The sequence below is a fragment of the Arsenicicoccus sp. UBA7492 genome (genome assembly GCF_002479615.1).
Lineage (GTDB): Bacteria > Actinomycetota > Actinomycetes > Actinomycetales > Dermatophilaceae > Arsenicicoccus > Arsenicicoccus bolidensis.
This window is the reverse complement of the sequence record NZ_DLOE01000039.1, coordinates 1-12,911: the sequence shown is the minus strand read 5'-3', so window position 1 is coordinate 12,911 and position 12,911 is coordinate 1. Positions and strand designations below refer to the sequence as shown.

Genomic DNA, 12,911 nt, shown 5'->3' with positions numbered 1-12,911 from the left:
CATGTCCATCGACCGGGAGCGGGCCGAGGCGGCCGTGCGCGAGCTCCTCCTCGCCATCGGCGAGGACCCGGAGCGGGACGGTCTGCGCGACACCCCGGCGCGGGTGGCGCGGGCCTACGACGAGATGTTCGCCGGCCTGCACCAGGACCCGGGCTCGGTCCTCGACGCCGTCTTCGAGATCGGCCACAGCGAGCTGATCATGGTCCGCGACATCGAGGTCTACTCGACCTGCGAGCACCACCTCGTGCCGTTCCACGGCGTCGCGCACGTCGGCTACATCCCCGGCAAGGACGGGCGGGTCACCGGGCTGTCCAAGCTCGCGCGCCTCGTCGACGTCTATGCCCGCCGCCCGCAGGTGCAGGAGCGTCTCACCACGCAGGTGGCGGACGCGCTGGTCGAGCACCTGCGGCCGGGCGGCGTGATCGTCGTGATCGAGTGCGAGCACCTGTGCATGTCCATGCGGGGCGTCCGCAAGCCGGGCTCCCGCACCATCACCTCGGCCGTGCGTGGGCAGCTGCACGACCCGGCCACCCGGGCCGAGGCCATGCAGCTCGCGCTCGGTGGCCGCGGGTGATCGACCTGCCCCATGAGCACGGCCCCGGCCGGCCGGTGCTGATGGGCGTCCTCAACGTCACGCCCGACTCGTTCAGCGACGGCGGGCGGTGGTTCGACACCCGGCGCGCCGTGGAGCACGGCCTGGAGCTGGCCCGCCAGGGCGCCGGCATCGTCGACGTGGGTGGCGAGTCCACCCGACCGGGTGCGACGCGGCCGCTCGTGACCGAGGAGCTCGGCCGGGTCGTGCCCGTCGTCCGTGACCTGGTGGCCCACGGCGTCACGGTGTCGATCGACACGATGCGCGCGGAGGTCGCCGAGGCGGCGGTCGAGGCGGGCGCGGCGATCGTCAACGACGTCAGCGGCGGGCTCGGGGACCCCGCCATCCGGGAGGTCGTGGCCCGCACCGGCGTCACGATGGTCGTGCAGCACTGGCGGGCCCACGGCTCGGCCATGCAGCAGCGGGACCATCTCGCCTACGAGGACGTGGTGACGGACGTGCGCGACGAGCTGGGGGAGCGGCTGGCCGAGCTCCGCGAGGCGGGCGTCCGCGACGAGCAGGTCGTCCTCGACCCGGGCATCGGCTTCTCCAAGACCGCATCCCACAACTGGACCCTGCTGCGCCGGCTCGACGAGCTCATGGTGCTCGGCCGCCCGATCCTCGTCGGCACCTCGCGCAAGGCCTTCCTGGGGTCCCTGCTCGCGCAGCCTGCCGACCCGATCAGCGCCGGCGACCCGTGCGGCCCGATCGGCGCTGGCGGTTCGCTCGGCGAATCCCGCCAGCCCGCACAGGATCTCGTGCCCCGTCCGCCCCTCGAGCGCGACGCCGCGACCGCCGCCACCACCCTGCTGTGCGCCCAGGCCGGCGTGTGGGGCGTCCGCGTCCATGACGTGCGTGCCAGCGCCGACGCCCTGCGGGTCCTCGCCGCCTGGCAGGCCGGTATGCCGCCCGCCCCCGCCTCGGCGGACGCCGCGTCGCGGCGCCCCACCTCCATGCCGGCCCCCGGCCCGTCCTCGACCTCGACATCCTTGTCCGCACGCCCGCCCGGAGGCCCCGCATGACCGACCGCATCACGCTCACCGGCGTGCGCGCCCGGGGCAGGCACGGCGTCCTGCCCGAGGAGCGCGTCCTCGGCCAGGAGTTCGTCGTCGACCTCGTCCTGCACCTCGACCTCGGACGCGCCGCGGCCACGGACGACCTGGCGGCGACCGTGAGCTATGCCGAGGTCGCCGAGACCGTGCACGAGCTCGTGACGGGGGAGCCGCACGACCTGGTCGAGACCCTGGCGGGGCGCATCGGCGCCCGCCTGCTCGAGGACCACCTGCTCCTGGAGTCCGTCGACGTGACGGTGCACAAGCCCAGCGCGCCCATCGCGGTGCCCTTCGGCGACGTCGCCGTGACGGTGACCTCCCGACGGGACGTCGCGGTGGTCATCGCCCTCGGCGCCAACCTCCAGGACCCCGCGGCCACCCTGGCCTCCGCCGTCGACCGCCTGACCCGCACCCGCGGCCTGCGCGTCACCGGACGGTCCGCCCTCGTCGAGACCGACCCGGTCGGTGGCCCCGACCAGCCGGCCTACCTCAACGCCGTCGTCGTGGGGCGCAGCCGCCTCTCGGCCCGCGCCCTCCTCGAGCGCCTGCACCGCATCGAGGCCGAGCACGGCCGCACCCGGGACGTCCGCTGGGGCGCCCGCACCCTGGACCTCGACCTGATCGCCTACGGCGACGCCCGCAGCGACGACCCCGAGCTCACGCTCCCGCACCCCCGCGCCCACGAGCGCGGGTTCGTGCTGGTGCCGTGGGCCGACGTCGACCCCGACGCCCAGCTGACCCTGCCTGACGGCGGCCGCCGCCTCGTGCGCGAGCTCGCGGACGAGCACCGGGCGGACGGCATACGGCCGGGGCCCGAGTGGCCGACCGGTCGACGGCAGCACCGTGGCGGCCCCGAGGAGCCGTCGTGCTGAGGGGCGGCCGCGGGCTGAGCGCCGGCGTCTGCGCCCTGGCCGCGGTCCTGGTGCTCGCCCTCGGCTACGCCGCACTGTCGTGGTGGAGCGAGGGCGGTCGCGCGCTGCCTCCCGTCGGCTACCTCGCGACGCTGCCGCTGCTGCTCGTCGCCGCCCTGGTCCTGGCCGGAGCCTGGTCGGTCCGCCGCACCGTGCGCGGGCGCCGGGCCTCCGGACCGCACGACGGGCTCCGGGGATTCCGGGTGCTGGTGCTCTGCCAGGCCGCCGCGCTCACCGGGGCTGTCGTGGCCGGGTGGAGCGTCGCGCACGCCCTCGTCGGACGCGCCGCGCTGGCGCTGCAGGGCCTCGGCTCCGACGCCGCGGCGGCCCTCGCCGTGGCGGCCTGCGGGATCCTGCTCGTGGTCGCCGGCCTCGTCGGCCAGTCCTGGTGCCGGCTCGACGAGGACCCGCCCGGACCGTCCGAGGCCTCGGCCTAGGCTCAGCCGCAGACGGGGTCGCTCTCGACCTTCGTGGCCCAGCCCTGGTCGTCCAGCGTGAGCTTGACGATGGCCTGGTCGCCGGGCAGCTCCGAGAGCGCCTGGACGGTGCTCGGCGCCGACTGCGCGGGGGCGCCTTCGCTGGTGCAGGTCAGGCGGACGACGGTCGCCGCCGGGTCGACGGGGATGCGGAACGAGATGGCGTTGCGGTTGCTGTACAACGAGCCGGAGTGCGGCGTCAGGTCCACGCCCTGACGACCGACCGAGCCGTCGGACCGGCCGCGCACCGTCCAGCGGTCGAAGGTCAGCACCGGTGTCTGGCCGTTCATCGCGACCGCGGTGATCTTGCCCAGGTCGAAGGCGCGACCGCGGACCTGGCTGGTCACCCCGGCCGCGCGGGTCGCCGTCGCACTGGGGGTCGGCGTCGCCGCGGGCTTGGGCGACGCAGCGCCGGTCACCGTCACCGTCGGCGTCACCGTCACGGTGACCGGGGGCGCGTAGCCGCTGGACAGGGCCGTGCAGCCGGACAGCAGCACGCCGACGCCGGCAGTCAGGGGGAGGACGACGGTGCGCGGGCGACGGGTGGCGGGGCGAGACGGCATACGGGGGTCCTTTCGTCCCGGACAGTGTCCCCGGTGACCGCCCCCGGACCCAAGGCGGCGCGCAGGACGACGGACAGGGAGTCCCGGCCCGCGCGACTACGCTGGGGGCATGAGTTCCGCGCCCGAGCAGCCGCCCCACCAGCCCGACGCCGCCGCCCCCGAGAGCGACGTGCCCGAGCAGATGCGGGTCCGCCGCGACAAGCGCGAGCGGCTGCTGGAGCGGGGCATGGCGCCATACGCCGTCACCGTGCCGCGCACCCACTCCCTGGCCGAGGCCGCCGCCCTCGGCGAGCCCCTCGAGGCCGGCGACGAGCCGACCGGCGAGGAGTTCGTCGTCTCGGTGACGGGACGCATCGTCTTCCAGCGCAACACCGGCAAGCTCTGCTTCGCGACCCTCCAGGAGGGCCAGGGCACCCGGCTGCAGGTCATGCTCAGCCTCGCGGAGGTCGGCCAGGACCAGCTCGACGCGTGGAAGGCCGACGTCGACCTTGGCGACCACGTCAGCGTCACGGGCCACGTGGTGCGCAGCCGTCGCGGCGAGGTCTCGGTCATGGCGACCACCTGGGTCATGGCCTCCAAGGCGCTGCGGCCCCTGCCGACCCTGCACAAGGACCTGTCCGAGGAGACCCGGGTCCGGCAGCGGTATGCCGACCTGATCGTCCGTCAGGAGGCGCGCGACATGGTGCGCCTGCGCGCGACGGTGCTTCGCTCGATCCGCAGCACCCTGGACGGTTTCGGATTCGTCGAGGTCGAGACCCCGATCCTCAACCTCAGTCACGGTGGTGCGGCTTCTCCGTTCACCACCCACCTCAATGCGTTCGACATCGATATGAATCTGCGCGCCTACACCGAGCTGTGGCTCAAGCGCGCCGTCGTCGGGGGCGTCGACCGCGTCTACGAGATCGGCAAGGTCTTTCGCAACGAAGGGGTCGACTCGACCCACTCCCCGGAGTTCACCGAGCTCGAGTTCTACGAGGCCTATGGCGACCAGTTCACCGCCGCCGACCGCACCCGCACGATCATCCTGGACGCCGCCGAGGCGACCGGCCGCGGCACCTCGCTGACGGACTATCGCGGCCGCGAGATCGACCTGTCCGGCGAGTGGCACTGGCTGCCGATCTGCGAGGGCGTCGGGCAGGCGCTGGGCGAGGAGATCCTCCCCGACGAGACGCCGGACAACGTCGAGCAGCTGCGCCGCCTGGCCGCCGCCCGCGACATCGCCCTCAAGCCCACCTGGGGGGCGGGCGAGATCATCCTCGAGCTGTTAGAGCAGCTCGTCGAGCACACGCTCCTGCAGCCGACGTTCGTGTGCGACTACCCCGAGTCGGTGCGGCCGCTGGCCCGGGCCCACCGCACCGAGCCCGGACTGGTCGAGGCCTGGGACCTCATCGTGGGCGGCGTCGAGCTCGCCCCGTCCTACTCCGAGCTGGTGGACCCGGTGGTGCAGCGCGAGCGGCTCACGGCCCAGGCCGCGCTGGCCGCGCGCGGGGACGACGAGGCGATGGAGCTCGACGAGGACTTCCTGCGGGCCCTGGAGTACGGCGCACCCCCGATGGGCGGCACCGGCATGGGCGTCGACCGGCTCATCATGCTCCTCACCGGCACGGGAATCCGCGAGACCATTCTCTTTCCGCACCTCAAGCCGCAGGCCTGAGCGACGCCGCACGACACCCTGATCGACGAGAGGTTTCTGATGGACATGCTCTGGAAGGTCTTCATCGCGCTGGCGCCCACCGTGGGGGTGCTCTTCATCTTCTGGCACGTGATGAAGAACATCCTTGAGGGTGACCGTCGAGAGCGAATTGCTCACGCTCAGTGGGAAAGGGAGCAGGAGATGTCGGCGCGCAATTCCGTGGAGGACCGCGACGGAAGGGCTTAGGGCGCGCGCGCCATTCATCGTCGCTTTTGACGGCGATCGGTAATCTCCTCTATCTTTATGGGCGGATCTATTTCTTATTCCCTCCCACGACGAAGGAGCTCCGACATGGCTCAGCGCATCCAGGTCATTCTCGAGGACGACATCGACGGCGGTGCCGCGGCCGAGACCGTGACCTTCGCCCTCGACGGCGTCACCTACGAGATCGACCTGTCCGAGGACAACGCCCGCAAGCTGCGCGACGACCTCGCCACCTGGGTCGGGCACGCCCGCCGCTCCGGCGGTCGCAAGACCACGGGTCGCAAGCCGTCCTCCGGTGGTGGCCGCAACAACCTCAACGACGTCCGCGAGTGGGGCCGCCAGAACGGCTTCCAGGTCTCCGACCGCGGCCGCGTCTCCTCCGAGCTGCAGAAGGCCTACGACGCCGCGCACTGACCGCAGCCGCGCAGCTCGCGACAGCGCTGACACCGATGGGCTATCCGCTGGCCGGCGGTGAGCTGGAGCTCGCCTGCGACCTCGTCTCGTCCCGCATCGCCTGGCTCGACCTCGTGTCCGGGCCGGGCGATGCGTCGTCCGGGCCCCAGGTCGACACGAGCGAGGTGGCGGCCGGCTCCGAGGCTGGGCTGCAGGCGCTGGACGCCTGGCGCGAGCGGGTGGACGGCGGCTGGGCGCGGGCGTACGGCCATCGGCAGCCGCCGCACGTCGCCGCCACGTTCGTCCTCGGGTGGTACCTCGACGCCCTCGCCTACCCCGCGGCCTACGCCGCCGCGATCGGTCCCTGGGTGCTCGACGTCTCCCCGGGAGCGGTGGTGATCGAGCCGCACCCGACGCAGGGCTATCCCGCTCGCGTCCGCCTCTCCGCGACGGCCGGGCACCAGACGGTGGCCTCGCAGCCGGTGCGCCTCCGGCGGGCCGAGGAGTCCTACCGGCGCCACGCCGAGCCCGTGGCCGGCTCGTACGCCGCGCCCGGCGTCAAGATGTCGAGCCGTCAGCGGCTGGGGATGGTCGACGACCTGTGGCACGTCGCGACGGAGCGTGCCGCCGCCGCTGCGGGCAGCCCGCTGCTCGCCCGCGCGGGCGACGGCCCCCGGGACTGGCTGCGAGCCTCCTGCTGCTTCATCTACGCTCTCCCGGGAGCGAGCACCTGCTCCACCTGTCCCCGTCGCGCCCGCGCGACCCGCTCGGCCCGGCGCCCCCTCGCGCCGTGAGGAGTTCCATGTCCGTCCCGACCCACCCCGACGGCCGAGCCGACGGTCAGGCCTCCGACCAGACTTCCGACCTCGAGCAGGTGGTCGAGCTCGAGATGAAGCTCCTGGACCCCAACATGCGCGGGGACGTCGACGGCGTCCAGCCGCTCCTGCACGACTACTACGCGGAGTACGCCGCCAGCGGCCAGGTCTACGACCGCCGCACCGCGCTCCAGGCCCCGGTCGAGGACTCGACGAGCTCGCTGACCGTCGACCGGCTCGAGGCGGAGCTGCTGGCGCCCGGGGTGGTCCTCGTGACCTACCGCGCGCACCGATCGTCCCGCGCGTCCTGGCGCTCCTCCGTGTGGCTGCAGACCGAGCACGGCTGGCAGCTGCGCCACCAGCAGGCCACCCCGATCCGCGACTGAGGGCGCGGCGCGCCCCGGCTCGATCCACCGCCCGCTAGGGTCGGTCCATGCTGCTGGCAGAGATCACCGGCCTCTTCACCGGGGTGCTGATGCTCCTCGCGGTCGGGCTCCTCGTGCTCCGGCGCGAGTCCGGCTGGTGGGCCCTCGGCCTGGTCGCCGTCGTCGCGCTGGTCCGGATCCTCGCCGGGCTCGGGTCCTCCTTCGACCTCGCCCGGGACGTGCGGCACACCTTGCCGCTCGCGCTCCTCACCCTCGGGCTGGGTGCCATCGCCGTGCACGGGACGCGTCAGTGGGGCGCCGACGCCCGGACGGCGTCCGGACGGGGTGTCCTGCCCGAGACGCCCGACCGACGGACCCGCACGCGTCTCGTCGCGGTCGCGGTCGTCGCCCTGGTCGTCCTCGTCGTGATGCCCGGCCTCGTCGAGACCGTCACCCTCGCTGCGGGGCCGGGCATGTTCCTGGCCGTCGTCTGCACGACCCTCACCTCCACGGCCACCCTCGTCGGGCTGGCCGCCCTCGCCGAGCGCTGGCGGGCGGGCTTCGCGCTGCTCGGAGCCGCCGGCGCCGTGCAGCTGGTGCTGGTCGTCGTTCTGGCGGTCGCCGCCACGCGCATCAGCGACGGCGGGGGCTACACCACCTCCGCCATCGCCTCCCAGGCCGCCCCCGGCGCGGTGCAGAGCCTGCTCATGGTCGCCCTGGCGGTGTGGGGCTGGCGCGCCTGGTCGCGGCTCCCCGGCCGTGAGGCCGGGCGTCCGGCATACGGCCAGGTCGCCCACGGCGCCGATCCCGTCCGCTGAGGGCGAACACACCGGCCCCTGAGCACGGAACACCACGCACGTCGGTGGCGTTGACACCGTCAAGTCCCGCGCCGTACGGCGGGACGTGCCCGGCGGTGCGTCCCATCACGCACGGTCTGCCGGGAGGCGCAGATAGCATCGAGGCATCTCGATAGCGAGGAGACAACCCAGATGTTCGAACGGTTCACCGACCGGGCCCGACGAGTCGTGGTGCTCGCGCAAGAAGAAGCGCGCATGCTCAACCACAACTACATCGGGACGGAGCACATCCTGCTCGGCCTGATCCACGAGGGCGAGGGCGTGGCCGCCAAGGCTCTCGAGAGCCTCGGCATCTCCCTCGAGGCCGTGCGCGAGCAGGTCCAGGACATCATCGGCCAGGGCCAGCAGGCCCCCACCGGCCACATCCCCTTCACGCCGCGCGCCAAGAAGGTCCTCGAGCTCTCCCTGCGCGAGGCGCTGCAGCTCGGCCACTCCTACATCGGCACCGAGCACATCCTGCTCGGGCTGATCCGCGAGGGCGAGGGCGTGGCGGCGCAGGTGCTGGTCAAGCTCGGCGCCGACCTCAACCGCGTGCGCCAGACCGTCATCCAGCTGCTGTCGGGCTACCAGGGCAAGGAGACCGCCGGCGCCGGCGTCGGCGGCTCGACCACCGGCGCCCAGGAGGGCACCCCGGCCGGCTCGCTGGTCCTCGACCAGTTCGGCCGCAACCTCACGCAGGCCGCCCGCGACGGCAAGCTCGACCCCGTCATCGGGCGCGCCAAGGAGATCGAGCGGGTCATGCAGGTGCTGTCCCGCCGCACCAAGAACAACCCCGTCCTCATCGGCGAGCCCGGCGTCGGCAAGACCGCCGTGGTCGAGGGCCTGGCCCAGGACATCGTGCGCGGCGACGTGCCCGAGACCCTCAAGGACAAGCAGGTCTACACCCTCGACCTCGGTGCCCTGGTCGCTGGTTCGCGCTACCGCGGTGACTTCGAGGAGCGCCTCAAGAAGGTCCTCAAGGAGATCCGCACCCGCGGCGACATCGTGCTGTTCATCGACGAGATCCACACCCTCGTCGGTGCCGGCGCGGCCGAGGGCGCGATCGACGCCGCCAGCATCCTCAAGCCCATGCTGGCGCGCGGGGAGCTGCAGGTCATCGGCGCGACCACCCTCGACGAGTACCGCAAGCACATCGAGAAGGACGCGGCCCTCGAGCGCCGCTTCCAGCCGATCCAGGTGGCCGAGCCGACGCTCGCGCACACCATCGAGATCCTCAAGGGCCTGCGCGACCGCTACGAGGCGCACCACCGCGTGTCCATCACGGACACCGCCCTCGCCGCGGCCGCCAACCTGGCCGACCGCTACATCAACGACCGGTTCCTGCCCGACAAGGCGATCGACCTGATCGACGAGGCGGGTGCGCGCCTGCGCATCAAGCGCATGACCGCCCCGCCGGAGCTGCGCGACTTCGACGACAAGATCGCCGACGTGCGCCGCGAGAAGGAGGCCGCCATCGACGGCCAGGACTTCGAGAAGGCCGCCGCCCTGCGCGACGACGAGCGCAAGCTCGTGGAGGCCAAGGCCGAGCGCGAGCAGCAGTGGAAGTCCGGTGACATGGACGTCGTTGCCGAGGTGACCGACGAGCTGATCGCCGAGGTCCTCGCGGCCTCGACCGGCATCCCGGTGTTCAAGCTCACCGAGGAGGAGTCCTCGCGGCTGCTCCACATGGAGGACGAGCTGCACAAGCGCATCGTCGGCATGGACGACGCCATCAAGGCGCTGTCCCAGGCGATCCGGCGCACCCGCGCCGGGCTCAAGGACCCCCGCCGTCCCGGTGGGTCGTTCATCTTCGCCGGCCCCACGGGCGTCGGCAAGACCGAGCTCGCCAAGGCGCTCGCCGAGTTCCTCTTCGGCGACGAGGACAGCCTCATCCAGCTCGACATGTCCGAGTTCGGCGAGAAGCACACGGCCTCGCGGCTGTTCGGCTCGCCCCCCGGCTACGTCGGCTACGAGGAGGGCGGCCAGCTCACCGAGAAGGTCCGCCGCAAGCCGTTCTCGGTCGTGCTGTTCGACGAGGTCGAGAAGGCCCACCCCGACATCTTCAACTCCCTGCTGCAGATCCTGGAGGACGGCCGCCTGACCGACTCCCAGGGCCGGGTCGTGGACTTCAAGAACACCGTCATCATCATGACCACCAACCTCGGCACCCGGGACATCTCCAAGGGCGTCTCGCTCGGCTTCACCGCCGGCAACGACAGCTCGACGAGCTATGACCGGATGAAGGCCAAGGTCTCCGAGGAGCTCAAGCAGCACTTCCGCCCCGAGTTCCTCAACCGCGTGGACGACGTCATCGTCTTCCCGCAGCTCACCAAGGACGAGATCGTCCAGATCGTCGACCTGTTCATCGCCCGCCTCGACACGCGGCTCAAGGACCGGGACATGGGCATCGAGCTCACGCCCGCGGCCAAGGAGCTGCTGGCCAAGCAGGGCTACGACCCGGTCATGGGCGCCCGCCCGCTGCGCCGCACCATCCAGCGCAACATCGAGGACGTCCTGTCGGAGAAGATCCTCTACGGCGAGATCGGAGCCGGCGAGATCATCCTCGTCGACACCGACGGCGCCGACAAGGACGCCCAGTTCACCTTCGAGGGCACCAAGGGCTCCGACGTCCCCGACCTGCCGCCGCTCGACGTGGCGCTCGACGGCGGTCACGACCGCGGCGAGAGCACCGGCACCGAGGGCTGACCGTCCCGGCACCGGGATCGCGCAGCGCCGCCTGCGTCCCGGGTCGAGGCAGCACACCGGCGAGGGCCGGCCACGCACCGAGGTGGCCGGCCCGCGGCATACCCGCGAGGTAGGCCGGAAGCGCCCGCCACCGCACCGAGCGGTCACGACGTCTCGCGACACGCCGTGCCTCACCGCATGCGCGTCCTCTCGGCCTTGCCGGCGGCGGGTCCGCGGCGCCCCCAAGCCCCGCGTCCCGGTCCAGAGGGTGACGAGCCACGGCGCCGAGCCGGCCGGAGGTCTAGGTTGGCTCGGATGAGCGAGGCAACGCAGCGGGGAGACGTCGTGGGGGCGCCGGACGCGAGCGAGGTGACCGTCGTGGTGCGCCGGGCGCGCACCAGCGACGTCGACGCCATCCGCCGCCTCGTCCAGGTCTACGCCGAGCGCCGCATCCTGCTCGCCAAGGACTCCGTCGCCTACTACGAGTCGGTGCAGCAGTTCCGGGTCGCCGAGATCGACGGCGTCGTCGTGGGCTGCGGTGCGCTGCACGTGTTCTGGGAGGACGTGGCCGAGGTCCGCACCCTCGCCGTCGCCGAGGAGGCGGCCGGGCACGGGATCGGCGGCCGCCTCGTCACGGCCCTGCTCACCGACGCCCGCGAGCTCGGGGTGTCGCGGGTGTTCTGCCTGACCTTCGAGGTCGACTTCTTCGCGCGGTACGGCTTCCGCGTCATCGAGGGCGCCCCCGTCACGCACGAGGTGTTCGCCGAGCTGGTGCGCTCCTACGACGCCGGCACCGCGGAGTTCCTCGACCTCGACCGGGTCAAGCCCAACACCCTCGGCAACATCCGGATGCTCGTCGACCTCTGAGCTCCGCCGACGGCGATCTTCGCGTCGGCAAGAAGTGACCCGTCGGGGCGCGTGGATGGGTCCAACCGCCCTGGTAAGGGCTCGAGCTGCCCTGGCGGGTCAGTTTCGGGTGCGTGCGGGCGGTGGTGGGGGCTTGGGCTGCCCTGACGGGTGGGCTGCCCGGTGTATCCCGGACTCGTTTGTTGTGATTTTTAGGTTGACGTGGCTTGCTTGTTGTTAAGGTCGAGGATTTCTTGGGGTGTTTGATAACCGATCCCCGAATGGAGTCTGCGGCGATTGTAGAACAGCTCGATGTACCGCGCAATTCTCTGCCGCGCCAGGTCGCGGGTGGGGAATTGTTCACGGTTGACCAGCTCGACCTTGAGTGCGCCGTTGGTGGATTCGGCGAGTGCATTGTCGAAACAGATGCCGGTACGGCCCACGGAGCGGAGCAGGCCGAGCTCGGCCAGCACGGCGCCGTACTCGTCGGAGGTGTAGTTGCTGCCACGGTCCGAGTGCAGGATCGCGCCGGCGGGAAGGGACAGGTTTCGGGCTGCCATGCGGGCTGCGGACTCGATCAGGGGTGTCTTGTAGTTGTCGTCCATGGCGTATCCGACGATGGCCCTCGAGCAGCAGTCGATGACCAGTGCCAGGTACAGCCAGCCTTCCCAGGTGCGCACGTAGGTGATGTCCGAGACGAGCTTGGCGCCGGGGGTGTCGGCGGTGAAGTCGCGGTCGATCAGGTCGGGGATCTGGGCCGTTCTGGCGGCTTGCCGCGTGGTGCCGGTCCGCGAGCGTCGTGGCTGGCAGGTGACCAGGCCCAGCTCGCGCATGAGATCACGCACCGTCTCCGGGTCGCACGGGTGCCCGCGTCGGATGAGTACCGCGTGCACGCGTCGGTACCCGTAGGTGCCGTCGTGCTCGTCGAACACGTGTCGGATCAGCGCGGCCAGCCGTTCGCGCCGCTGTGCTGTGGCCGAGGGTGGACGCGCGGACCAGTCGTGGAACCCAGACCGGGACACCGACAACCAGGTGCACATCTGCTTGAGCTGATAACGCGGCGTCCCGTCGGGGTCTGTCGTGGCCCTCTCCGTGGCGATGAACTCGTACTTCACGCTCACCGGTACCCCTTCGCGAAGAAGGCCGCCGCTTTTCCCAGGAATTCACGCTCGAGCTTCAATTCACGGTTCTCCCGCTCGAGCTCGGCCAGCCGTGCTCGTTCCGAGATCGACAGCGGGGCTTCCTCCTGCGGGTGCAGATCACGGTACTTCTTCACCCAGACCCGTAACGTCTCGGCGCCGACACCGTTTTCACGCGCGACTTGGGACAGGGCCTTACGGGACTCCTGCTCGAGGAACGTCTTGACCATCTGCTCTTTGAACTCTGGACTGAAATTTGCCCGCTTTCCAGACATGCACCTACCCTCTTTCCAGAAGAAATCCTATTGGACCTCAAGTCTGGGACCAACCGGGCACCCCAC

The 12,911-nt window shown here is 71.7% G+C and carries 14 protein-coding genes; 12 read left to right on the top strand and 2 right to left on the bottom strand.

Translation table 11 applies throughout. The annotated features are described in order from the left end of the window. The first annotated feature begins 1 nt into the window (after window position 1). The 4 genes from folE to B4E97_RS11230 are packed head-to-tail and all read left to right on the top strand — an operon-like array spanning window position 2 to window position 2,992. Window positions 2–574, top strand: a complete 573-nt coding sequence (folE, locus tag B4E97_RS11245; RefSeq protein WP_019286500.1) for a GTP cyclohydrolase I FolE — start codon at window positions 2–4, stop codon at window positions 572–574. Then, window positions 571–1,614: a dihydropteroate synthase gene (gene folP, locus B4E97_RS11240; RefSeq protein WP_286959925.1), complete on the top strand. Its 1,044-nt coding sequence runs from the start codon at window positions 571–573 to the stop codon at window positions 1,612–1,614. Before folE ends, folP begins: the two co-directional genes overlap by 4 nt. Then, a complete protein-coding gene (folK, locus tag B4E97_RS11235) occupies window positions 1,611–2,516 on the top strand; it encodes a 2-amino-4-hydroxy-6-hydroxymethyldihydropteridine diphosphokinase (RefSeq protein WP_286959924.1) in 906 nt (301 codons plus the stop codon). Before folP ends, folK begins: the two co-directional genes overlap by 4 nt. After that, window positions 2,510–2,992, top strand: coding sequence for a DUF3180 domain-containing protein (locus tag B4E97_RS11230; RefSeq protein ID WP_019286496.1), 483 nt, complete (start codon window positions 2,510–2,512; stop codon window positions 2,990–2,992). Before folK ends, B4E97_RS11230 begins: the two co-directional genes overlap by 7 nt. A gap of 2 nt (window positions 2,993–2,994) precedes the next feature. Here the strand turns inward: B4E97_RS11230 and B4E97_RS11225 are convergent, their stop codons facing one another. After that, a complete protein-coding gene (locus B4E97_RS11225) occupies window positions 2,995–3,594 on the bottom strand; it encodes a hypothetical protein (RefSeq protein ID WP_286959922.1) in 600 nt (199 codons plus the stop codon). Window positions 3,595–3,703: 109 nt separating this feature from the next. Here B4E97_RS11225 and lysS point away from each other — a divergent pair, with 109 nt between their 5' ends. The 8 genes from lysS to B4E97_RS11185 all read left to right on the top strand — a co-directional run bounded on the left by lysS (window position 3,704) and on the right by B4E97_RS11185 (window position 11,452). Beyond that, window positions 3,704–5,248, top strand: coding sequence for a lysine--tRNA ligase (lysS, locus tag B4E97_RS11220; protein ID WP_286959921.1), 1,545 nt, complete (start codon window positions 3,704–3,706; stop codon window positions 5,246–5,248). A 39-nt stretch (window positions 5,249–5,287) separates the two neighbouring features. Continuing rightward, window positions 5,288–5,473, top strand: coding sequence for a hypothetical protein (locus tag B4E97_RS11215; RefSeq protein ID WP_029212517.1), 186 nt, complete (start codon window positions 5,288–5,290; stop codon window positions 5,471–5,473). A 105-nt stretch (window positions 5,474–5,578) separates the two neighbouring features. Further along, complete coding sequence (locus tag B4E97_RS11210) at window positions 5,579–5,905, top strand: histone-like nucleoid-structuring protein Lsr2 (protein WP_239262195.1); 327 nt, start codon at window positions 5,579–5,581, stop codon at window positions 5,903–5,905. 35 nt (window positions 5,906–5,940) lie between these two features. Continuing rightward, the gene (locus B4E97_RS11205) at window positions 5,941–6,678 is read left to right on the top strand and encodes a (2Fe-2S)-binding protein (protein ID WP_286959920.1); all 738 of its coding nucleotides are present in this window, start codon (window positions 5,941–5,943) and stop codon (window positions 6,676–6,678) included. A gap of 8 nt (window positions 6,679–6,686) precedes the next feature. Further along, on the top strand, window positions 6,687–7,085 hold the full coding sequence (locus B4E97_RS11200; protein WP_019286491.1) for a DUF4440 domain-containing protein: 399 nt from the start codon (window positions 6,687–6,689) through the stop codon (window positions 7,083–7,085). A gap of 47 nt (window positions 7,086–7,132) precedes the next feature. Further along, window positions 7,133–7,882: a nicotinamide mononucleotide transporter gene (locus B4E97_RS11195; protein WP_286959919.1), complete on the top strand. Its 750-nt coding sequence runs from the start codon at window positions 7,133–7,135 to the stop codon at window positions 7,880–7,882. 171 nt (window positions 7,883–8,053) lie between these two features. Next, window positions 8,054–10,606: an ATP-dependent Clp protease ATP-binding subunit gene (locus B4E97_RS11190; RefSeq protein ID WP_286959918.1), complete on the top strand. Its 2,553-nt coding sequence runs from the start codon at window positions 8,054–8,056 to the stop codon at window positions 10,604–10,606. A gap of 294 nt (window positions 10,607–10,900) precedes the next feature. Beyond that, window positions 10,901–11,452 carry an amino-acid N-acetyltransferase gene (locus B4E97_RS11185; RefSeq protein WP_029212748.1) on the top strand — a complete coding sequence of 184 codons (552 nt, stop codon included), beginning with the start codon at window positions 10,901–10,903 and terminating at the stop codon, window positions 11,450–11,452. Between the two features lie 191 nt (window positions 11,453–11,643). Here the strand turns inward: B4E97_RS11185 and B4E97_RS11180 are convergent. Then, window positions 11,644–12,845 (bottom strand): IS3 family transposase gene (locus B4E97_RS11180; protein WP_286959917.1). Its coding sequence is split into 2 segments (ribosomal slippage): window positions 11,644–12,587 and window positions 12,587–12,845, totalling 1,203 coding nucleotides; the frame shifts between segments, so codons are not numbered across the junction. Between the last annotated feature and the right edge of the window lie 66 nt (window positions 12,846–12,911).

What these genes read in the sequence shown, in the direction of transcription:
- folE (WP_019286500.1), top strand. Translation starts at nt 2, where the DNA reads ATGTCCATCGACCGGGAGCGGGCCGAGGCGGCCGTGCGCGAGCTCCTC.
- folK (WP_286959924.1), top strand. Translation starts at nt 1,611, where the DNA reads ATGACCGACCGCATCACGCTCACCGGCGTGCGCGCCCGGGGCAGGCAC.
- B4E97_RS11225 (WP_286959922.1), bottom strand. Translation starts at nt 3,594, where the DNA reads ATGCCGTCTCGCCCCGCCACCCGTCGCCCGCGCACCGTCGTCCTCCCC.
- lysS (WP_286959921.1), top strand. Translation starts at nt 3,704, where the DNA reads ATGAGTTCCGCGCCCGAGCAGCCGCCCCACCAGCCCGACGCCGCCGCC.
- B4E97_RS11215 (WP_029212517.1), top strand. Translation starts at nt 5,288, where the DNA reads ATGGACATGCTCTGGAAGGTCTTCATCGCGCTGGCGCCCACCGTGGGG.
- B4E97_RS11210 (WP_239262195.1), top strand. Translation starts at nt 5,579, where the DNA reads ATGGCTCAGCGCATCCAGGTCATTCTCGAGGACGACATCGACGGCGGT.
- B4E97_RS11205 (WP_286959920.1), top strand. Translation starts at nt 5,941, where the DNA reads ATGGGCTATCCGCTGGCCGGCGGTGAGCTGGAGCTCGCCTGCGACCTC.
- B4E97_RS11200 (WP_019286491.1), top strand. Translation starts at nt 6,687, where the DNA reads ATGTCCGTCCCGACCCACCCCGACGGCCGAGCCGACGGTCAGGCCTCC.
- B4E97_RS11195 (WP_286959919.1), top strand. Translation starts at nt 7,133, where the DNA reads ATGCTGCTGGCAGAGATCACCGGCCTCTTCACCGGGGTGCTGATGCTC.
- B4E97_RS11190 (WP_286959918.1), top strand. Translation starts at nt 8,054, where the DNA reads ATGTTCGAACGGTTCACCGACCGGGCCCGACGAGTCGTGGTGCTCGCG.
- B4E97_RS11185 (WP_029212748.1), top strand. Translation starts at nt 10,901, where the DNA reads ATGAGCGAGGCAACGCAGCGGGGAGACGTCGTGGGGGCGCCGGACGCG.